Origin of the sequence: Flavonifractor sp. An92, assembly GCF_002159175.1 — a bacterium.
Classification (GTDB): Bacteria; Bacillota; Clostridia; order Oscillospirales; family Oscillospiraceae; genus Pseudoflavonifractor_A.
Map to the genome: position 1 here is coordinate 118778 of NZ_NFGZ01000004.1, position 20815 is coordinate 139592.

Annotated in this window: 20 protein-coding genes; 18 read left to right on the forward strand and 2 right to left on the reverse strand. The window is 64.8% G+C overall.

Features of this window, described 5'->3' with window-relative positions; genetic code table 11:
- The first annotated feature begins 316 nt into the window (after positions 1-316).
- The 14 genes from B5G43_RS04755 to B5G43_RS04820 all read left to right on the forward strand — a co-directional run bounded on the left by B5G43_RS04755 (position 317) and on the right by B5G43_RS04820 (position 15787).
- Positions 317-754: a division/cell wall cluster transcriptional repressor MraZ gene (locus tag B5G43_RS04755; RefSeq protein ID WP_087259327.1), complete on the forward strand. Its 438-nt coding sequence runs from the start codon at positions 317-319 to the stop codon at positions 752-754.
- A gap of 24 nt (positions 755-778) precedes the next feature.
- Positions 779-1711, forward strand: a complete 933-nt coding sequence (gene rsmH, locus B5G43_RS04760; protein WP_087259328.1) for a 16S rRNA (cytosine(1402)-N(4))-methyltransferase RsmH — start codon at positions 779-781, stop codon at positions 1709-1711.
- A gap of 53 nt (positions 1712-1764) precedes the next feature.
- A complete protein-coding gene (locus B5G43_RS04765; RefSeq protein WP_087259329.1) occupies positions 1765-2319 on the forward strand; it encodes a hypothetical protein in 555 nt (184 codons plus the stop codon).
- A gap of 120 nt (positions 2320-2439) precedes the next feature.
- Positions 2440-4851 carry a penicillin-binding transpeptidase domain-containing protein gene (locus B5G43_RS04770; protein ID WP_087259330.1) on the forward strand — a complete coding sequence of 804 codons (2412 nt, stop codon included), beginning with the start codon at positions 2440-2442 and terminating at the stop codon, positions 4849-4851.
- 57 nt (positions 4852-4908) lie between these two features.
- Positions 4909-6411: a UDP-N-acetylmuramoyl-L-alanyl-D-glutamate--2,6-diaminopimelate ligase gene (locus B5G43_RS04775; protein WP_087259331.1), complete on the forward strand. Its 1503-nt coding sequence runs from the start codon at positions 4909-4911 to the stop codon at positions 6409-6411.
- 90 nt (positions 6412-6501) lie between these two features.
- A complete protein-coding gene (gene mraY, locus B5G43_RS04780; protein ID WP_087259332.1) occupies positions 6502-7494 on the forward strand; it encodes a phospho-N-acetylmuramoyl-pentapeptide-transferase in 993 nt (330 codons plus the stop codon).
- A 38-nt stretch (positions 7495-7532) separates the two neighbouring features.
- Positions 7533-8732, forward strand: a complete 1200-nt coding sequence (locus B5G43_RS04785; protein ID WP_242960457.1) for a putative peptidoglycan glycosyltransferase FtsW — start codon at positions 7533-7535, stop codon at positions 8730-8732.
- 25 nt (positions 8733-8757) lie between these two features.
- Positions 8758-9891, forward strand: coding sequence for an undecaprenyldiphospho-muramoylpentapeptide beta-N-acetylglucosaminyltransferase (gene murG / locus B5G43_RS04790; RefSeq protein ID WP_087259333.1), 1134 nt, complete (start codon positions 8758-8760; stop codon positions 9889-9891).
- Between the two features lie 58 nt (positions 9892-9949).
- A complete protein-coding gene (locus B5G43_RS04795) occupies positions 9950-11014 on the forward strand; it encodes a UDP-N-acetylglucosamine 1-carboxyvinyltransferase (protein ID WP_087259334.1) in 1065 nt (354 codons plus the stop codon).
- A 113-nt stretch (positions 11015-11127) separates the two neighbouring features.
- Entirely contained in the window at positions 11128-12084 is a 957-nt protein-coding gene (locus tag B5G43_RS04800) for an FtsQ-type POTRA domain-containing protein (protein WP_087259335.1), read from the forward strand.
- A gap of 10 nt (positions 12085-12094) precedes the next feature.
- On the forward strand, positions 12095-12838 hold the full coding sequence (locus B5G43_RS04805; protein ID WP_087259336.1) for a DUF881 domain-containing protein: 744 nt from the start codon (positions 12095-12097) through the stop codon (positions 12836-12838).
- Positions 12838-13224, forward strand: coding sequence for a small basic family protein (locus B5G43_RS04810; protein WP_087259337.1), 387 nt, complete (start codon positions 12838-12840; stop codon positions 13222-13224). The genes B5G43_RS04805 and B5G43_RS04810 overlap by 1 nt, the downstream gene beginning before the upstream one ends.
- A 54-nt stretch (positions 13225-13278) precedes the next feature.
- A complete protein-coding gene (ftsZ, locus tag B5G43_RS04815; RefSeq protein WP_087259338.1) occupies positions 13279-14469 on the forward strand; it encodes a cell division protein FtsZ in 1191 nt (396 codons plus the stop codon).
- A 394-nt stretch (positions 14470-14863) separates the two neighbouring features.
- Positions 14864-15787 carry a magnesium transporter CorA family protein gene (locus B5G43_RS04820; protein WP_204244536.1) on the forward strand — a complete coding sequence of 308 codons (924 nt, stop codon included), beginning with the start codon at positions 14864-14866 and terminating at the stop codon, positions 15785-15787.
- A 50-nt stretch (positions 15788-15837) separates the two neighbouring features.
- Here the strand turns inward: B5G43_RS04820 and B5G43_RS04825 are convergent, their stop codons facing one another.
- Entirely contained in the window at positions 15838-16905 is a 1068-nt protein-coding gene (locus B5G43_RS04825) for a glycosyltransferase (RefSeq protein WP_087259339.1), read from the reverse strand.
- A 108-nt stretch (positions 16906-17013) separates the two neighbouring features.
- Here B5G43_RS04825 and B5G43_RS04830 point away from each other — a divergent pair, with 108 nt between their 5' ends.
- The gene (locus B5G43_RS04830) at positions 17014-18369 is read left to right on the forward strand and encodes an alanine/glycine:cation symporter family protein (RefSeq protein ID WP_087259340.1); all 1356 of its coding nucleotides are present in this window, start codon (positions 17014-17016) and stop codon (positions 18367-18369) included.
- Positions 18370-18768: 399 nt separating this feature from the next.
- Here B5G43_RS04830 and B5G43_RS04835 read toward each other — a convergent pair whose 3' ends face one another.
- Positions 18769-19119, reverse strand: coding sequence for a hypothetical protein (locus tag B5G43_RS04835; protein WP_087259341.1), 351 nt, complete (start codon positions 19117-19119; stop codon positions 18769-18771).
- A 178-nt stretch (positions 19120-19297) separates the two neighbouring features.
- Between B5G43_RS04835 and B5G43_RS04840 the strand changes: the two genes are divergently transcribed.
- Genes B5G43_RS04840 through rbr form a run of 3 tightly spaced genes read left to right on the forward strand, consistent with a single transcriptional unit; the run spans position 19298 to position 20679 of the window.
- The gene (locus B5G43_RS04840; RefSeq protein WP_087259342.1) at positions 19298-19699 is read left to right on the forward strand and encodes a transcriptional repressor; all 402 of its coding nucleotides are present in this window, start codon (positions 19298-19300) and stop codon (positions 19697-19699) included.
- A 21-nt stretch (positions 19700-19720) separates the two neighbouring features.
- Positions 19721-20107 (forward strand): desulfoferrodoxin family protein, encoded by a 387-nt coding sequence (locus B5G43_RS04845; protein ID WP_087259343.1) that lies wholly within the window; start codon positions 19721-19723, stop codon positions 20105-20107.
- Positions 20108-20145: 38 nt separating this feature from the next.
- Positions 20146-20679 carry a rubrerythrin gene (gene rbr / locus B5G43_RS04850; protein WP_087259344.1) on the forward strand — a complete coding sequence of 178 codons (534 nt, stop codon included), beginning with the start codon at positions 20146-20148 and terminating at the stop codon, positions 20677-20679.
- The last annotated feature ends 136 nt before the right edge of the window (positions 20680-20815 follow it).

Genomic DNA, 20815 nt, shown 5'->3' on the forward strand with positions numbered 1-20815 from the left:
ACCCGAAGGGGCCGCCGCGTGAAAACGCGGCGGCCCCTTTTTGCCTGAAAATGGGAGAAAAGCGGTTCTTTATCGGAAGAAACGCTGGAAAAGCGGCGCCGCCGCGTGCTTGGATCGGGTTGCATAAGCAAAGTATTATTTCAATCGAACATATGTTTTTGTTGTAAAATCGAGGGATTTCCCCAGAAAATCTCCGACTTTTTTCTGAAAAACATGTAACGAGAGTATTGCAATTTTATAACAGAGCCGCTATACTAAAAAGCACAGTGGAGCAAAGTGGAGGAACGGGGAGCGCCGATGATGAGGTGAGGCGGAGATGACAGGCACCTATGAGCATACCATCGACGCCAAAGGCCGCATGTTCCTGCCCTCCCGTCTGCGGGAGGAGCTGGGGCACAGCTTCCACATCGCCGTGGGCGCCAACCGGGACTCCGCCGGGATCTGTAAATATCTGGTGATGTACCCCGAGGCGGCCTGGCAGAAGCTCCAGGAGCGGGTGGCGGAGCTGCCCAGCAGTCAGGCCTCCGCCATGGACGTCATCTTTGCCAATGCCGCCCGCTGCGAGCCGGACAGCCAGTGGCGCATCTTCATCCCCCAGGACCTGCGGGACTACGCGGGCTTGAAGCGGGACGTGGTGGTCATCGGCAACAACGACAAGGCCAAGCTCTGGGACGCCGAGGCGTGGAACGCCAAGAAGCGCCGGGAGCTCACCCCCGAGCAGGTGGCGGAGACCATGCTTCTGCTGGGGCTGTAAGGCAGACCACAGGAGGAGAGTCCCATGGAATACACCCATCGCCCGGTGCTGCTGGAGGAGTGCATCCAGGCTCTGAATATCAGGCCCGACGGCATTTATATGGACGGCACCTTGGGACGGGCCGGCCACTCCCGGGAGATCGCGGCGCGGCTGACCACGGGACGGCTCATCTGCGTGGACCGGGACCAGGCGGCCCTGGATGCCGCGCAGGAGCGGCTCGCTCCCTGGATGGACCGGGTGAGCCTGGTACACAGCAATTTCTGCGAGATCGACGCCATCCTGGACGGGCTCTCTGTCCCGGCCGTGGATGGAATGTTGTTTGATTTGGGCGTATCCTCGCCCCAACTGGACGACGCCTCCCGGGGCTTCAGCTACATGGCCGACGCCCCGCTGGACATGCGCATGGACCAGACCAGCCCCCTCGCCGCCCGCACGGTGGTGAACGAGTGGAGCCGGGACGAGCTCCGGCGGATCTTTGCCCAGTTCGGGGAGGAGCGGTACGCCGGGCCCATCGCCGCGGCCATCGACCGCCGCCGGCAGGAGAAGCCCATCGAGACCACCCTGGAGCTGGTGGACATCATCCGGGACGCCATGCCGGCCAAGGCCCGGAAGGAGAAGCAGCACCCCGCCAAGCGGTGCTTTCAGGCTATCCGCATCGCGGTGAACGACGAGCTCACCTCGGTGGACCGGATGCTTCAGGCGGCCGTGCCCCGGCTCAACCCCGGCGGACGACTGGCGGTGATCTCCTTCCACTCGCTGGAGGACCGCATCGTGAAAAACGCCCTGGCCGAGTTTGCCAGAGGCTGCATCTGCCCGCCGGACTTCCCGGTGTGCGTGTGCGGCCGCAAGCCCCAGGTGAAGCTGGTCAACCGGAAGCCCATCGTGTCCGGTGAGCAGGAACTGGAGGAAAATCCCCGCGCCCGCAGCGCCAAGCTGCGCGTGGCGGAAAAGGTATAGAGCCCGCGTGAGGGCGTGTGTTGTGATTGACCAAAGAAAAGGAGTTGGTTCCCATGGCAACGATGGCCAAGCGGAGAAGACGATACGCCTACGGCTCTGTGCCGGGAAGCAATGCCTATGAGGGCTCGGCCGCCCGCCGGCTGGAGCGCGCGCCTGCCGCGCAGCCCCGGCCTCAGGTCCGGCCCCGGGAGCGTGCCGTGGCCCGTCCCCAGGTGCGGGTGCGGGAGGCAGGTCGTGTCTCCGTGTTTGCTGTGGCTGGGTTTTTGGCGGTGGCTGTGTGTGCGGTCCTGCTGATGTGGAGCTATGTGGAGCTCTCCCAGATCTCCAGCCAGGTGGTGAGCGTCAAGAGCGAGATCACCAGCCTCAAGAGCGAGGAGGCCAAGCTGCGTGCCCAGTACGAGCTGGCCTACGATCTGAGCGACATCGAACAGACCATGACCGCCGACGGCAGCATGATCCGTCCCGGCGAGAGCCAGATCTGCTACGTGGATCTGTCCTCGCCCGACAGCGTGGAGCTCTTTGACAATGAAACCTCCGTCTCGGGCGTACTGGGCCTGGTGGAGAGCGTAAAGGAGATCTTTGGTGAAGTGGTGGAATATTTCCGCTGAGCCGAACCATATAGTTCCCTGACCCCAAACAGAACATGGCCGCTCCGGCGGTCTCCAGAAGAGGGCGTAAGAAAACGAAAGTTTCTTACGCCCTTCTGCGGTATTTTTAAGGAGAATGGCATGAAGAGCAACAAAAAACGCCAACAAGATCGGACCGCAGCCAACCTGCGCATCCTCAAGCGCACGCTGTTTCTCATGGCGGTGTGCGGCGTGGTCTTTTTTATCCCCCTGGTGTGGCGCCTCTACCAGCTGCAGATCGTGCAGCACAAGGAGCTGGAGGAGAAGGCCATCGACCAGCAGACCTGGGATAAGGAGGTCGTGGCCAACCGGGGGTCCATCTACGACGCCAACGGCAACACCCTGGCCATGAGCGCCGAGGCCTACTACATCCAGCTCTCTCCCCACGAGATCGAGCAGCGCCAGGAGGAGTACCGGGAGAAGGTGGAGAAGGCCAACGCCGAGAGCGACCCGGAGAAGCGGGAAGAGCTGATGCCCGACTACGACGAGCCCACCAACGAGTCCATCGCCCAGAATCTGGCCTCCATCCTGGGGCTGGACGCGGAGGACATCCTGAAGCGTCTGGCCAAGACCAACTCCTGGAGCGAGGTCATCAAGACCCAGGTGGAGAGCGACGAGGCCGACCTGGTCCGGGAGTACGCCAAGAACAACGGCCTCTCGGCGGGCATCTACGTCATGCCAAGCTCCAAGCGCTACTATCCCTATTCCAGCCTGGCCTCCCAGATCATCGGCTGGGTCAACTACAACGACGGCAACCGGGGCGCCTACGGCCTGGAGGCCATGTACGACGACGTGCTCTCCGGCCAGACCGGGCGCATCGTCACCGCCAAGGACGGCACCGGCAAGCAGCTCCTCTACCGCTATGAGGACTATGAGGACGCGGTGGACGGCATGGACCTCCACCTGACGCTGGACGCCACCATCCAGTACTACTGTGAGCGGGTCCTCTCCGAGGGCATCGAGAAATTCGAGGTCCAGGAGGGCGGCTTCGTCATCGCCATGAACCCCAAGACCGGAGCCATCCTGGGCTGGGCCAACTCCCCGTCCTACGACCTGAACGAGCCCCGCACCATCAGCGACCCGGCCCTGTCCGAGAAGCTGACGGAGGTGCAGAACGACACCACCCTCACCGACGAGGAGCGGAGCCAGGCGGTGGCCGACCTCCTGTACCAGCAGTGGAGCAACAAGGCCCTCAATGAGACCTACGAGCCCGGTTCTACCTTTAAAAGTGTGGTGCTGGCCGCCGCGCTGGAAGAGGGGCTGGTCAATGAGAACAGCACCTTCACCTGCACCGGCTCGGTGATGGTGGACGGATACAGCAGCCCCATCCACTGCTCCAAGCGCACCGGCCACGGCACCCAGACCCTGGCCCAGGCGGTGGCCAACTCCTGCAACCCCGCCTTCATCGCCATCGGTCAGAAGCTGGGCACCCAGACCTTCTACGACTACCTGGAGGACTTCGGCTTCCTGTCCCAGACCGGCATCGACCTCCAGGGTGAGCCCAGCGCCCCCAACTATAACATTATGTGGCCCCGGGACTCCTTCACCACCGTTGACCTGGCGGTGGCCTCCTTCGGCCAGCGCTTTGAGGTCACCCCCCTGCAGCTCATCACCGCCGCCAGCGCCGTCATCAACGGCGGCCACCTGATGCAGCCCTACGTGGTGGACAGCGTTACCGACGCCGACGGCAACGTGGTGCAGCACACCGAGCCCACCGAGGTCCGCCAGGTGGTCAGCGAAAAGACCAGCGAGCGCTGCCGCACCATTCTGGAGCAGGTGGTCATCCCGCCCGGAACCGGTAAGCAGGCCTACGTGGCGGGCTACCGCATCGGCGGCAAGACCGGCTCCTCTGAGGTCAAGAACGAGGACGACCACACCATCGTCTCCTTCCTGGGCTTTGCCCCGGCCAACGATCCCCAGGTCGTGGTCCTCATCGCCTACGACAGCCCCAAGCCCGCCAGCCCCGGCGCCCTCTACACCTCCGGCGGCTACTACATCAGCGGCGGTAACATGGCGGCCCTCCAGGCCGGTGAGCTGCTGCCCGACATCCTGGACTATCTGGGTGTGGCGAAGCAGTACACCGACGAGGAGAAGGCCACCATGGACATGACGGTGCCCAACGTGGTGGGCATGACCCTGGCCGACGCCACCGCCAAGATCCAGGCCAACGGCCTGGAGGTGCGCACCGTGGGCGAGGGCGACACTGTCACCGACCAGACGCCCATCGGCGGCGTGGCCATCCCCGGCGGCAGCGAGGTGATCCTGTACCTGGGTGCCGAGAAGCCCACCGACAAGGTGACGGTGCCCAATGTCTCCGGCATGAACCGGGAGCAGGCCCAGACGGCCCTGGAGAACGCGGGACTCTATCTGAAGTCCACCGGCCTCACCGTGGGCAGCGACGTGAAGGCGGAGAGCCAGTCCATCGCCGAGGGTACTGAGGTGGAGCGCGGCACCGTGGTGGAGGTCCACTTCATCCAGAGCACCGCCAGCGGCGGCGCGGGCAGCGGCCTGTAAACAACCGAATGTTTTGACCCGCCGGGTGGGCGGAACCAAACCCAAAGGGGTGAATCCATGAAACTGCGTCAGCTTTTGCTGGGCGCCACCCCTTTGGGGGCGTCCGCCGACCTGGAAATGGAAATTTATGGAATAACATATGACACCCGCTCCCTCCGGCCCGGGGACCTCTTCGTGGCGCTGGAGGGGGAGAAGGAGGACGGCCACCGGCACATCGCCGAGGCCTTTGCCCTGGGGGCGGCGGCGGTGCTCTGCCGCGTTCCCCCGGAGGAGGGGGCCTGGGTACGGGTGGCCGATACCCGGGCGGCTCTGGCGGTGGTGTCGGCCAACTGGTTCGGCCATCCGGCGGAGCGGTTGACCGTCATCGGCGTCACCGGCACCAACGGGAAAACCACCACCACCTACCTGATCAAGACCATGCTGGAGGAGGTGCTGGGGGCCAGGGTAGGCCTCATCGGCACCAACCAGATCCTCATCGCCGACCGGGAGCTCCCCGCCCGGCGGACCACCCCGGAGAGCTGGGAGCTCCACCGCCTTTTTATGCAGATGGCCTGCGCCGGATGCACCCATGTGGTGATGGAGGTCTCCTCCCACGCCCTGGCCCTCCGCCGCACCGACGGCATCCCCTTCCGGGTGGGGGTGTTCACCAACCTGACTCAGGACCACCTGGACTTCCACCACACCATGGAGGCCTACCGGGACGCCAAGGGGAAGCTTTTTAGCCAGTGCGAGGCGGCAGTGCTGAACCTGGACGACGAGGCGGGGCGGTGGTACGCGGACCATGTGGCCTGCCCGGTCCTCACTTACTCCGAGGGAAAAGACGAGGCCTGGCTCACCGCCCGGAACGTCACGCTGCTGCCCCGGGCGGTGCGCTTTGAAGCGGTGACCCGGGGGAGCATCGCCCGGGTGGAGGTCCCCATCCCCGGGGGCTTCACCTTATATAATGCTCTGGCAGCTCTGGGTGCGGGGCTGGCTCTGGGGCTCCCGCTGGACCGGCTGGCCCCGGCGCTCTCCCGGGCCAAAGGCGTGAAGGGCCGCATCGAGGTGGTGGACGTCCCGGCGGAGTTCACCGTCCTCATCGACTACGCCCACACCCCTGACGCCCTGGAGAACATCCTCACCACGGTCCGCAGCTTCACCGAGGGGCGGCTCATCTGCCTCTTCGGCTGCGGCGGCGACCGGGACGCCACCAAGCGCGCCCCTATGGGGGAAATCGCGGCGGCGCTGGCCGACTATGTGGTCCTCACCAGCGACAATCCCCGCAGCGAGGACCCCCACGCCATCCTCCGGGACATTTTGAAGGGGATGACCGATTGCGACACCCCGCGCCTGGTGGTGCCCGACCGGCGGGAGGCCATCCGGGCCGCCCTCGCCATGGCACGGCCGGGGGATGTGGTGCTGCTGGCCGGCAAGGGCCACGAGACCTACCAGGAGGTCAACGGCTCCTTCCGCCACCTGGACGAGCGGGAAGAGGTGGCCGCCTTCTTCGCGGAGGAAGAGGCGGTGCCCGCCATGGCAAAACGGGAAGAGGACCAGGGGCGCTCCGGGGATATTTCGTGATATTTCAGGTAGAAATCAAGCGCTGTGTGTGATAAAATACCTCCTTGTGATTCTATGATTTTTTGCAAAAGAGGTATGGAGGTTCAAAGAATGGATGTACGCGTGATTTTCAGCATGGTGCTGAGTTTCCTGGTGTCCGCCGTGGCGGGCCGCTTCCTCATTCCCGCCCTGCGGGCGCTCAAGGCGGGGCAGTCCATCAAGGAGATCGGACCCACCTGGCACATGACCAAGCAGGGCACCCCCACCATGGGCGGCCTGATGTTCATCCTGTCCATGGCCGTGGTGCTGGTGGTGCTGGGCTGGAAGGACCTGGTGTCCGGCCGCCTGGGCGGTCTGTATACCTATCTCTTCGCCCTGGTGTTCGGCGCCATCGGTTTCCTGGACGACTATATGAAGGTGAAGAAGAAGGAGAATACCGGCCTTACCGCCGGGCCCAAGTTCCTGCTGCAGCTGGCGGCGGCGGTGGTGTTCACCATCCTGCTGCGCAATGAGGGCTATCTCACCGCCGACTTGTACATCCCCTTTGTGAACGTGACCTTCCAGATCCCCTGGGTGGTCTACATGGTCTTTGCCGCCTTCGTGATGGTGGGCACCGTCAACGCGGTGAACATCACCGACGGCATCGACGGCCTGTCCAGCAGCGTCACCGTGCCGGTGGCCCTGTTCTTCACCGTGACCGCCTCGCTCTGGGGCCGCTCGGACATCAGCCTCATCGCCGCCGCTCTGGTGGGCGGCCTGCTGGGCTTCCTCATCTATAACTTCCACCCCGCCAAGGTCTTTATGGGCGACACCGGCTCCCTCTTCATGGGCGGCATGGTGTGCGGCCTGGCCTTTGCGCTGGATATGCCCCTGATCCTCATTCTGGTGGGCATCATCTACATCGCCGAGACCCTCTCGGACATCATCCAGGTGACCTACTTCAAGCTCACCCACGGCAAGCGCATCTTCCGCATGGCCCCGCTGCACCACCACTTCGAGATGGGCGGCTGGAGTGAGGTGAAGCTGGTGGCGGTGTTCACCTCCGTGACAGTGGTGTTCTGCCTGCTGGCCTGGCTGGGCGTGATGAACCGCTATCCCCTCTGATCCATGCGGCGGGGGCCGCGCAGTAAGGAGGCGATCCCTTGTCCCGAACCCGTAAACGAGACCTGACGATGGAGGAGCAGCTGGCCCGGGGGCCCATCGACCTGCCCTTTCTGATGCTGGTGACCATCCTGACCGTGGTGGGCGCCATCATGGTCTTTTCCGCCTCCTATCCCACCGCCATCAACGAGGGGAAGGACCCGGCCAACTACTTCTTCAAACAGGCGGGCTACGGCGCGGGCGGTCTGGTGGCCATGTACGTCATCAGCAAGATCAACTACCAGCGCTTCCGCTGGATGTCGATGGGCGTGCTGGCGGCCTCCTATGTCCTGCTGATTTTGGTGCTGCCCTTCGGCTACGGCCGCGCCACCGTGGGCGCCCAGCGCTGGATGAGCATTGCGGGTATCAGCTTCCAGCCCTCGGAGATCGCCAAGGTGGGCGTCATCCTCTACTTTGCCGCGCGCCTGTCCAAGCGGGACAGTGAGAAGCCCAAAAAGCTCAACCCCCGCTCCTACTGGAGCGTCCCCCTGGGACTCATGCAGCGCACCGGCTTTCTGGAGCTGATCCCCTACGCCGTCATCCTGGGCTCCATCGCCATCCTCATGATGCTGGAGCCCCACATGTCGGGCACCATCCTCATCCTGGTGGGCGGCGCGGCGGTGCTCTTCGCCGCGGGCATCCACATGGGCTGGTTCGTGGCCGGCGGCGCGTGTATGGGCGTGCTGCTGATCCTGATGATGAGCGGCTACCAGTCCACCCGTATCCTGGTCTGGCGCAACCCCTGGGACTACTACGCCACCGGCGAGAGCTACCAGATCATCCAGTCCCTCTACACCATCGGTTCCGGCGGCCTGCTGGGCGTGGGCCTGGGCAAGGGGCGGCAGAAATTTCTCTTCCTCCCCGAGCCGGAGAACGACTTCATTTTCCCCGTCATCTGTGAGGAGCTGGGCCTGGTGGGCGCCTGTGTCATCCTCTTTCTCTTTGCCCTGCTCATCCTGCGGGGCTTCTGGATCGCCATCCACGCCCGGGACCGCTTCGGCGCGCTGCTGACGGTGGGCATCATGACCCTGCTGGCGGTCCAGGTGTTCCTCAACGTGGCGGTGGTCACCAACCTGATCCCCACCACCGGCATCTCCCTGCCCTTCTTCAGCTACGGCGGCACGGCACTGCTCATCCAGCTGGCCGAGATGGGCATGGTGTTAAGTGTATCGAGACAGATCCCGGCGTCCAAACAGGGCTGACGGGAAGATATGGAGTGATAGACAGATGAACGTACTCTTTACCTGCGGCGGTACCGCCGGACACATCAACCCCGCCGTGGCCCTGGCCCGGCTCTTCCAGCTCCGGGACCCGGACTGCAAGATCCTCTTCGTGGGAGCCGATGGCGGCATGGAGAACCGCCTGGTGCCCAAGGAGGGCTATGACATCCGCACCGTGACCATCACCAACTTCCGCCGCTCCTTCACCCCGGCGGCCATCGGCCACAACCTCAAGACCGTGGTGAACATGGGCCGCTCCAAGGGCCAGGCCAACCGCATCCTGAAGGAGTTCCAGCCCGACCTGGTGGTGGGCACCGGCGGCTATGCCTCCTACCCGGTGGTGAACGCCGCGGCGGCCAAGGGCATCCCCACCGCCGTCCACGAGTCCAACGCCGTGCCGGGCCTGACCACCAAGACCCTGTCCAAGGTGGTGGACGTGGTGATGGTGGGCTTTGAGGAGAGCCGCAGCCACTACGACCACCCGGAGAAGGTGGTGGTCACCGGCACCCCCGTGCGGGGCGACTTCTTCCAGTACACCCGCAAGGAGGCCCGGGAGAAGCTGGGCATCGCCGATGACCGCCCGGTGGTGGTGTCGGTGTGGGGCAGCCTGGGCGCGGCGGTGATGAACCGGCAGATGGCCGACTTCATCGCCCTGGAGTGCAAGGGCGGGGAGCCCTTCCACCACATCCACGGCGCGGGCCGGGATTTCCAGAACATCAACAAGACCCTGGCCGATCTGGGTGTGGACCTGAAGGAGCACCCCTCCATCGACCTGCGGGAGTACATCTACGACATGCCGGTGGTGATGGCGGCGGCCGACCTGGTGCTCTGCCGGGCGGGCGCCTCCACCATCTCGGAGCTCACCGCCATCGCCAAGCCCTCGGTGCTGGTGCCCTCGCCCAACGTGGTGGCCGACCACCAGACCAAGAACGCCCGGGTGCTGTCCGAGGCCGGCGGCGCGGTGCTGCTGCCCGAGAAGGACTGCTCGGCTCAGAAGCTCTACGAGACCACCCTGGACCTTCTCACTCATAAGGAGAAGCGGGACGCCATGGGCGCCGCCCTGCGGCACATGGCGGTGCCCGACGCCAGCGAGCAGATCTACCGCACCCTGCTGGACCTGGTGCGCCGCAAACAGGGATAAGCACCCCCAAACCTCCCCGGCCATAGGATGGAGCAAGACTGACCGAGGAGGAACAGCCATGCAAGCAATCATCGTGGAGGGCGGACGCCCTCTGGTGGGAGGCGTGGAGGTCCACGGGGCCAAAAACAGCGTCTTACCCATTCTGGCCGCCGCCATTCTGGCGCCGGGGAAGAGTGTGATCCACAACTGCCCGCCCCTCTCCGACGTGGCGGCCTCGCTGGACATCCTGCGCCACCTGGGCTGCCGGGCGGAGCAGCACGGGACCGACATCGAGGTGGACGCCAGTACCCTCACCGGCAGCAGCGTCCCCGACGCCCTTATGCGGGAGATGCGCTCGTCGGTGATCTTCCTGGGGGGCATTCTGGGCCGGACGGGGGAGGCGGAGCTCACCTTTCCCGGCGGCTGTGAGCTGGGCCCCCGGCCCATCGACCTGCACCTGAGCGCCATCCGGGCGCTGGGGGCCGACGTGCAGGGGGCAGGGACCTCCACCATCCTGATCCGGGGCGGAAAGCCTCTCCACGGCGGGGAGTATACCGTGGTGGGCGACCGGATCGTGGCCTGTACTTATCTGGCGGCGGCCGCCGCCGCGGGGGGCGCCGTCACCGTCACCGGGGCGGACCCCCGGCATTTTTCCACCGTCACGGCGGTGCTGGCCGAGGCCGGGTGTACCGTCCGCACCGGCGCCGACTGGGTGGAGCTGGTGGGGCGGGAGGGTCTGCAGGCGGTGCGGCCCATCCACACCGCGCCCTATCCGGGCTTTCCCACCGACGCCCAGCCGCCGGTGATGGCGGCCCTGGCCCGGGGACGGGGGACCACCCTCTTTGTGGAACACATCTTCGAAAACCGCTACCGCCATGCCCAGGAGCTGTGCCGCATGGGCGCGGACATCAAGGTGGAGGGGAGAGTGGCCGCGGTGAGCGGTGTGCGCTCCCTCCACGGCGCGGCGGTGGAGGCCGCCGACCTGCGGGGGGCCGCGGCGCTGCTGGTGGCCGCCCTGGGAGCCGAAGGGGAGAGCTCCATCACGGGCCTGAAACACCTGGACCGGGGCTACGCCGGACTGGAGCGGGACCTGACCGCGCTGGGCGGCCGGGTGCGCCGGGTGGAGCAGACGCCGGAGGGGTGAGACCGCCGGCGGACCTTTTCTCTTTTTTTAAGGATTGTTCACAGTTTCTTCAGACGGTTCTGCTAGACTGAAGGCTCAGGACCGGGAACACAACAGAGTCGGAGGACAGAGCTATGGCGGCCAGAAAGAGAAGACGCGGACGAAGACGCAACCGGGGGCGGTTTGGGCTGCTCTATAAGCTGCTCTCCACCCTTCTCATTCTGGCCGCCATTCTGACGGGCTGTATCGTCTTTTTCCGGGCCAACGAGATCGTGGTCACCGGCCAGTCCCGCTACACGGCGGAGGAGATCATCGCCGCCACCGGCGTGGAGCAGGGGCAGAACCTGTTCCGGCTGGACAAGGCGACCATCGTGCGGCAAGTCAGCGCCCAGCTGCCCTATATCGACACCATCTCTATCCACCGGAAATTCCCCGATACCCTCCTCATCACCGTCACCGAGAGCAAACCAGTGGCCGTGCTGGAGTACGACGGGGCTTGGTGGCTGATGGACGCCCGGTGCAAGATCCTGGAGCAGGGGGACTCTACGCTGACCAAGGGCCGGGCCATCCTGCTGGGCCTGACCCCGCTCTCGCCGGCGGTGGGCTCCACCCTGGCGGTGGAGGAGGAGCAGGCCAAGAAATTGAGCGCCCTTCAGGAGCTGCTGGACCAAATGGACGCGCAGGGGCTCACGGGCCACATCACCGAGTTCATCGATCTCACCTCGGAGAGCGAGATCCGCTTTGGCTATGACGCCACCCTCACGGTGGAGGTGCCCCTGTACAGCAGCGATTTCGCCCTCCAGGTCCGCCGCCTGAACGGGGCGCTGACCGAGCTGCAGGAGCGCAACGGCACCGTAACGGGGACGCTGACCCTCCCGGCGGAGGGGAACCGGGCGTGGCTGACCACCCAGCGCTGGATGCCGGAGACCCAGCTCCCCACGTGGGAGAGCCTCCCGGAGGAGAGTGCCCCGGTGGAGAGCGCGCCCCAGGAGACCACCCCGACCGAGGGGGCGGAGAGCTCCGCCGCGCCGGAGGAGAGTGCTCCGGCGGAGAGCGTGACGCCCATGGAGCCCACGCAGATCGGGGACTAGGAGGACAAACATGCAAAAGAGGCGAAAACGGGGTGAGCTGGCCGTGGTGGCCGCGTTCCTGGTGCTGGGCTTTCTCCTGGCGCTGCAGCTCAAGAGCGTGCGCCTGCACACCGGAGTGGACGCCACCAGCGCCAGCCGCCTGGAGACCCTTCAGGAGCTCTACAACGATCTGGTCAACGAGCGGGACGGGCTGAAGGATCAGCTCACCACCGCCCAGAAGGAGCTGGAGGACTACCGCAGCGCCGCCGCCAACGGCGAGGAGAACGAGGCCCTCAAGTCGGAGGTGGACTACCTGTCCATGGTGGCGGGGCTCACCGATGTGGAGGGGCCCGGCGTGATGGTGATCCTGCAGGACTCCACCGCCTCCAACACCAGCGGAGACGAGAACGACTACCTCATCCATGACAGCGACCTCCTCTCGGTGGTCAACGAGCTGCGGGACGCCGGGGCGCAGGCCCTCTCCCTCAACGGGGAGCGCATCCTGGCCACCAGCGAGATCCGCTGCGCCGGCTCGGTGGTGATGATCAACGGCCAGCGCCTGGCCGCGCCCTTTGTCATCTACGCCATCGGCGACCCCACCACCCTCTACAACGCCCTGACCATGCGGGGCGGCGTGGTGGACGTGCTGAGCCAGTGGAAGATCCAGGTGAGCGTGACCATGAGCGAAAAGCTGCTCATCGAGAAGTACGACGGGACCATTGCCACCGACTACCTCAGTCCCGCCACCGAGTCTGACGAAGGGGGTGAGGGCTGATGCTGTGGCTGGAAGGCGTGGGCCTGGGTCTGGGCCTGCTGCTGGGGTTCCTGTGCCCCTGGACGGTGCCGGTGGACTGGTCCCTCTACGTGGCGGCCGGACTGCTGGCGGCGCTGGATTCGGCGCTGGGCGGCGCCCGGGCCCGCTTGAAGGGCCAGTTCAAGCTGGGGATCTTCCTCTCGGGCGCCATCGGAAATGCCGCCATCGCGGTGTTTCTCACCTGGCTGGGGGACAAGCTGGGCATCCCGCTGTACCTGGCGGCGGTGGTGGTGTTCGGCACCCGCCTGTTCCAAAACTTTGCAGAAATCCGAAGGGAACTATTGACCCCTAAGCAAAAGCGAGATAAAATAAAACAAGACGCAGCAGATCCGCAGGGAAGCGGATAAATTTGGAGTTTTCTACAACAGAATGTTGAATCGTATACATTAGGAGGAGCAGTTATGGCGTTTGGACTGGATACCGGGCCGGATAACGTAGTTTCGATCAAGGTGATCGGCGTTGGCGGCGGCGGAAATAACGTGGTCAACCGGATGATTGAGACCGGCATGGAGGGTGTTGACTTTATCGCGGCCAACACCGACAAGCCGTTTTTGGATGCCTCGAAGGCCACCTATAAAGTACAGCTGGGCGAGAAGCTGACCGGCGGCCGCGGCGCGGGCGCCGACCCCGAGAAGGGCCGCAAGGCCGCCGAGGAGAGCCGCGCCCAGATCTCCAAGACGCTGGAGAACACCGACATGGTGTTCATCACCGCCGGCATGGGCGGTGGTACCGGCACCGGCGCCGCCCCCATCGTGGCGGACATCGCCAAGGAGATGGGGCTGCTCACCGTGGGCGTGGTCACCAAGCCCTTCAACTTTGAGGGCCGCCGCCGTATGACCCAGGCGGAAAAGGGCATCGAGGATCTGCGGGACAAGGTGGACAGCCTGGTCATCATCCCCAACGAGCGCCTGAAGTACGCCACCGATCAGAAGATCACCTTCCAGAACGCCTTTGAGATCGCCGATGACGTGCTGCGCCAGGCGGTGCAGTCCATCTCGGACCTGATCAAAAAGACGGGCTTCATCAATCTGGACTTTGCCGACGTGTCCGCCGTCATGAAGGACGCGGGCATGGCCCACATGGGCGTGGGCCGGGCCGCCGGCAAGAACAAGGCCGAGGAGGCCGCCAAGATGGCCATTTCCAGCCCCCTGCTGGAGACCTCCATCAACGGCGCCAAGGGCGTGCTGGTCAACGTGACCGGCTCCATGGACATCGGCCTGGACGAGGTGGACACTGCCGCCGGACTGGTGCAGCAGGCCGCCCACCCCGACGCCAACATCATCTTCGGCGCCGCCTTTGACGAGACCCTGGAGGACGAGATCCGGGTCACCGTCATCGCCACCGGCTTTGAGGACAACTACCCCGGCGCCATTTCCAGCACCCCCTTCACCACCGCCGGTGCCAAGAAGTCCGAGCAGGCCGCCGCCACCGCTGCGGAGGCTCCCGCTCCCACCGCCGCTCCCGCGCCTGCCGCGGCCCCCGCGGGCGAGTTCCAGCCCACCGTCAGCACCACCACCTCCAGCGACTTGGATGAGGGCGTGGATGACGACGGCTGGGGCCAGATCTTTGAGATTTTCAACAAGAAGCGCTGAGCGTCGATTTGACCAACCGATCCATACGAAAAAGTGCCCGGCCCGCTGAGGGGCCGGGCACTTTTTACCCTTGCAATCCCGCCTGGGGCGGGTTATAATGAGTAGCGTGGTGTGGGGTTTGCCAGCCCCAAGGCGGGATCTCCGCCGCCATGTTTGACCAAAAAGGAGTGATATGCGCCGTGAGCAGCGACCCTGGGAGTCGAAAACGAATGAATGACAGCAAGCGAGCGGCGCAGGACAGTGAGGCCGCGGGTTAACACCCGTGTCCCCGCGCGGTCTGTGTTGCCGCAGCGCCGGTGCTGTGCGTGTTGCGCACCGGTGCGAGACAAGACAACGCGCGGGTTTTTCATGCCCTTTTTTGGAGAACGGCCCGCCGGAAAGGCGTGATTTTCAGATGCTTACCATCCACAAGACCATCAACGGAAAGATGACCCGGCTGGACACCATCCAGGACGGCTGCTGGGTCAACCTGACCTACCCCAGCGAGGATGAGCTGAACACCGTGGCCGCCACCCTGGCGGTGGAGCCCTCCTTCCTGCGGGCGGCTCTGGACGAGGAGGAGACCTCCCGTATCGACACCGAGGAGGGCCAGACCCTCCTCATCATCGACGTGCCCGCCGTGGAGAAGGACGACCAGGTGGTGTACTCCACCCTCCCTCTGGGTATCATCGTCACCGAGAAGCACATCATCACCGTCTGCCTGAAGGAATCCTCCATCATCAAGGACTTCCAGGACGGTCTGGTCCGCAATGCCGAGACCCAGAAGCGCACCAGCTTCATCCTCTATATGCTGCTGCGGGTGGCCAAGCGCTTCCTGCAGTACCTGAAGCAGATCGACAAGATCTACAGCTATATGGAGCGCCAGCTCTACAAGTCCCAGCGCAACAAGGAGCTCATCCAGCTCCTGGACCTGGAAAAGTCCCTGGTTTACTTCAATACCTCGCTGAAGGCCAACGAGGTGACCCTGGAGAAGATCCTGCGCGGGCGCATCATCACCCTCTACGAGGAGGACCACGACCTGCTGGAGGACGTGCTCATCGAGGTGCGCCAGGCCATTGAGATGGCCAACATCTACTCCTCCATCATCTCGGGCATGATGGACGCCTTCGCCAGCGTCATCTCCAACAACCTGAACGTCATCATGAAGGTGCTGACCTCCATCACCATCCTGCTGACCATCCCCAACATCGTGTTCGGCTTCTACGGCATGAACGTGGCGGGGCTGCCGCTGGATCAGTTCTGGTGGTTCCCGCTGGTCGTCGCCGCCGGTATCATCGGCGTGGTGGCCGTGGTGCTGAAAAAGATGGACCTCTTCTAAATACCGATCCCAACCGGGCCCTGCGGAAGCTTCCGCGGGGCCCGGATTTTTTAGGTTCGGGCGAAGAAGTCCAGATTGTAGCGGTAGGCCGGGTGGTCGGGGCGATAGGTCCCCGCCCGGCGGTTCCACGCCTCGGCCTCGGCGCGCTGTCCCAGGTGATGGCAGCACAGGCAAAGCTGGATGCAGGGGAGGAAGCCGTGGCAGTCGGGGAGGCAGAAGGCCCCGCTGCGGGGGTCACAGGGGTGTTTCAAAGCCTCCTGATACCACGCTGCGGCCCGGACGTAATCCCCCTGGTCCAGCAGGAGCTTTCCCAGGTCGCAGCACACCTCCGCCCGGGGGCCGTCGAAGGCCAGGCTCTCCAGCAGGGCCCGTCGGGCCTGCCGGGGCCGCTCCAGCGCCAGATAGCACTGGGCCAGATTGCGGCAGGCCTCGATGTTGTTCTCCTTCCAGCCCCAGCCTACGGTGAGGAAGTCCTCCAGCACCTTCACAGCCTCCTCAAAGCGGCCGTGGGCGGCCAGCTCCCGGCCGTAGTAGAACTGTTCCCGGGGGGAGAGATTGCGCCCCCGAGAGAGCACCCCCTCCAGGATGCGCAGATTGCGGTCCGGGTCGCTTGGCCGGAGTTTTTGGTGGGTGACCGCGGCGTCGGTGTAGACCACCTCTCCCACCGGCGCGATGCACTCGTGGACCGCCCCCTCCCAGCGCAGATGGGGGGCGTTGCGGACGATGCGCTCCCGGCAGTAGGTGAGCAGGGGCGCGCCCTTCTCGTCCAGCCCCGCGTGATAGGGGGCCATCACCACGTCGGGGCCGGGGAGCACGTCCCGCTTGAGGGCCAGAAAGGCCTCCCGGTCGGCGGGGAGGAGGACGTCGTCGGCGTCCAGCCACATGCAGTAGGACATGGTGGCCTGCTGGAAGGAGAAGTTGCGGGCGGCGGCAAAGTCGTCCCGCCAGGGGAAGAAGTGGACGTGCTCGGTAAAGCGCCGGGCGATGTCCACGGTGGCGTCGGTGGAGCCTGTGTCCACGATAATGAGCTCGTCGTAGAGCCCGGCGGCGCTCTCCAGGCACCGCGCCAGCACGTCCTCCTCATCCCGGACGATGAGGCAGAGGGAAAGGGTATCCATGGGCCACCTCCAAACGGGTTTGCCCCATCCTATGCACCGGGAGGCCCCAGGTTTCCGGCATGGTGGGGGCAGGAGGCGCATACCCTCCCAGAAAGGGAGGTGAGGAGGATGCTCACACTGGAGCGGGCGGCGGATGCCCTGTGGAACCCGTGGCTGCTGGGGCTTTTTCTCGTGACCGGGCTCTGGTACTCGGTGCGCACCGGCTTTTTCCAGCTCTTTGGCCTGAAAACCTGGCTGAAAGCCACGGTGGGGAGCCTTTTCACCCGGAAGAAAAGCGGCGGGGGCGGCCTGAGCCAGACCCAGGCCCTGGCTACCGCCCTGGCCTCCACCATCGGCACCGGCAGCATCGCCGGCGTGGCCACCGCCGTCGTGCTGGGGGGCCCTGGGGCGGTCTTTTGGATGTGGGTATCAGCGGTGCTGGGGATGATGACCGGGTGCGCCGAAAAGACCCTGGCGGTGGCCTACCGGGAGCGGGGAGAGGACGGCGGCTGGCAGGGAGGACCCATGTGCTACATGGCCCGAGGGCTCCACAGCCCTGTGCTGGCGGCGTGCTTCTGCCTGTGCTGCCTGGGGTCCTCGCTGGCGGGGGGAAATCTGGTCCAGGCCAACTCCATCGCCACCGCTCTGGAGGCCGCCTGGGGCTGTCCCAGGCTGGCGGTGGGGGTCCTTACCGCGCTGGCCTGCGGGGCGGTGATCTGGGGCGGCGTGGGCCGCATCGGCAAGGTCAGCGAGAGTCTGGTACCCCTGATGGCCTTCCTCTTTCTGGCGGGGGGCTGCGCGGTGCTGTGGACACAGCGGACGTATTTGCCGGACGCTTTCCGGGCCATTCTGGAGGGGGCTTTCCGGCCCGCCGCGCCGGTGGGGTATGTGGCCGCCTCCGCCATCCGCTACGGGGTGGCCCGGGGCGTGTTCACCAATGAGGCGGGGATGGGCTCCTCTGCCATGGCCCACGCCGCTGCCCGGGTGGAGGACCCGGCGGAGGAGGGCATGTGGGGCATCCTGGAGGTGGGAGTGGCTACGCTGCTGGTATGTACCGTGACCGCGCTGGTGATCCTCACCACGGGCGTTTATGACCCCCTGACCGCCGGGACGGCCCTCCAGGAGGGGCATGTGCCGGAGGGGATGCTGGGGGCGCCCCTGGCCGCCCGGGCCTTCTCCACGGTGCTGGGGCAGTGGGGGACGGCCCTGGTGGCGGTGTGCCTGCTGCTCTTTGCCTTCACCTCCCTGGTGGGGTGGAGCTACTACGGCGAGCGGTGCCTCCACTGGCTCACCGGCGGGACCAGGGGGCGGACGGCCTACCGGGCGGTGTGCCTGCTCGCCATCGTGGCGGGGAGCACCGGGGAGCTGGGGGCGGTGTGGCAGCTGGCGGACCTGTGGAATGGGCTGATGGCGCTGCCCAATTTGCTGGCGCTCCTGCTGCTCACCCCGAAGGCGCTGGAGCTGCTGCTGCAGTGGGTCCGATAATCTGTTTTTTCGGGAAGCCCGGAGGACTTGCGCTCGCCGCGCAGGCCGCCTACTCGGCGGGAGCACCGCTTTCTTTGCAAAGAAAGCGGTGGGAAAGAAAGCCCAGAGGGGGGATACCCCCCTCTGGACTCCCCCAAAGCGCATCCCGGCTTTCATTCTTCTGCGGCGGTATTTCCAAAGTGCGGCGTGGCCAATTCCGGGCTTTCCGCCTATCCGGAAAGCGTTGTACTGCGGCAAAAAACGGGGCGGCCCCTTGAAAGGCCGCCCTTTTGGAGGGGAGTGGAGAGGGGAACGAGAAGTTCCCCTCTCCGCCTTTTCTTTCCCCGATTTCTTTTCGCGAAAAGAAATCGGGCTCCCGCTGAGCAAGCGGCCCGTGCGGCGAGCACACCTTCCCCGCTCTTAGTTAAGAGCGTTTTTCACGCCGTTGCCGATGTCCCGGGCGGCATTGCCCACGCCCTCAGCGGCGTCCCGGACCAGCTGGCCCGCATCGTCGGCGGCGTAGCGGGCGGCCTTGCCCATGTCATCCGCCGCGTTCTCCATGGGGCTGCTGGTGTCGGGCGAGGTGTCAGGGGTCACGTCCGGCGTCACATCCGGAGTCATATCGGGGGTGTTGTCGGGCGTCGTGTCCGGGGTGACCATGGGCGTGTTCATCGGCGTGGTCGTGGGCGTGGTGGTGTTGCTGCCGAAGCAGCCCGTCAGGATCAGGACCAGCCCGCAGGACAGGGCGCACAGGATCAGAATTCGTCTCATAACAAAGTCTCCTCTTCGGTGGGTATTTCCATGGGAAGTCGCCGAGACTAGCGTGCCACGCAGCCGGGCGCTTTATGCGTTTTGTTTCATCGGAAAAAAGGGCTTGCAATTTGAGGAGAAGTATGGTATATTCCTAATAACAGTAATGGTTACTAATAAGAGAAGAAGGGGGCCTGCCATGAACGGCAAACGCTATTCGCGCCAGCGTGAGCTCATCTATCAGGCACTGATGGACACGACGGAGCATCCCACTGCGGAGATGGTCTACCAGTGGCTCAAACCGGAGAATCCCAGTCTGAGCCTGGGCACCGTGTACCGCAACCTGAATCTCCTGGCCAACGAGGGCCGGATCACCCGCATGGCGTTCCCGGTAGAGCGCTATGATGGCAATACGAAGCCCCATTGCCATTTCCGCTGCGACAAGTGCGGCGGCGTATACGATCTGGATCTGCCCTACTGCCGGGAGCTGGATGAAAAGGCGGACGGCGCCAGTGAACACCAAATCGAAGGACATGAGCTGATCTTCCACGGCTGCTGCGCCCGGTGCCGGGCCGCGGAGGAACTGGCCAAAACATCCTGACAGAACAAAGGAGGAAGCAAGATGGAATTCAAGCTCTATCGCTGTGCCCACTGCGGCAATGTGGTCTGGAAAGTGGTTGACAAGGGTGTGCCCGTCATCTGCTGCGGAGAGCTCATGAGCGAGTGGAAGCCCAACACCGCCGACGGCGCGCTGGAGAAGCACGTCCCCGTGGTGGAGCGCAAGCCCCACGGCAGCGGCAGCACGGTCACCGTGAAGGTGGGCGAGGTGGCCCACCCCATGCTCCCCGAGCATTACATCACCTTCATCGCGGCGGTGGACGGCGATACCGTCACCCTCCGCTTCCCCAAGCCCGGCGACGCGCCGGAGCTGCGGACCTTCACCAGCTCGGAAAAGGTGGAGGCCTATGAGATCTGCAACCTGCACGGATTCTGGAAAGGCGAGGGTTGATTTCAACCCCGATCTGAATTAGAAAGGAGATCATATTTATGGAACTGAAGGGCAGCAAGACCGAGGCCAATCTGTGGAAGGCGTTTGCCGGCGAGAGCATGGCCCGTAACAAGTACACCTACTTTGCCAGCAAGGCCAAGAAGGAGGGCTTCGAGCAGATCGCGGCCATCTTCGAGGAGACCGCCGGCAACGAGAAGGAGCACGCCAAGCTGTGGTTCAAGGAGCTGGGCGGCATCGGCGACACCGCCGCCAACCTGAAGTCCGCCGCCGCCGGCGAGAACGAGGAATGGACCCAGATGTACAAGGAGATGGCCGAGACCGCCAAGGAAGAGGGCTTCACCCGTCTGGCCTTCCTGTTTGAGGGCGTGGGCAAGATCGAGAAGGAGCACGAGGAGCGCTATCTGACCCTGCTGAAGAACCTGGAGGAGGGTCAGGTGTTCCAGAAGGGCGACGTCTATGTGTGGAAGTGCCGCAACTGCGGCCACCTGCACGTGGGCAAGGAGGCCCCTCAGGTCTGCCCCGTGTGCGCCCATCCCCAGGCCTACTTTGAGCTGCAGGCCAAGAACTACTAAGAAACTGGAAAACGGCCGGAGCCATATGGCTCCGGCCGTTTTCGGTCGAGAGAGGGATTCACAGATCGGCGCGGCATGAGCGAGAGCTCCGGCCGGGGCCGGCCCCAACGGCTCCGGCAGAGCGGCCGCGCGAATA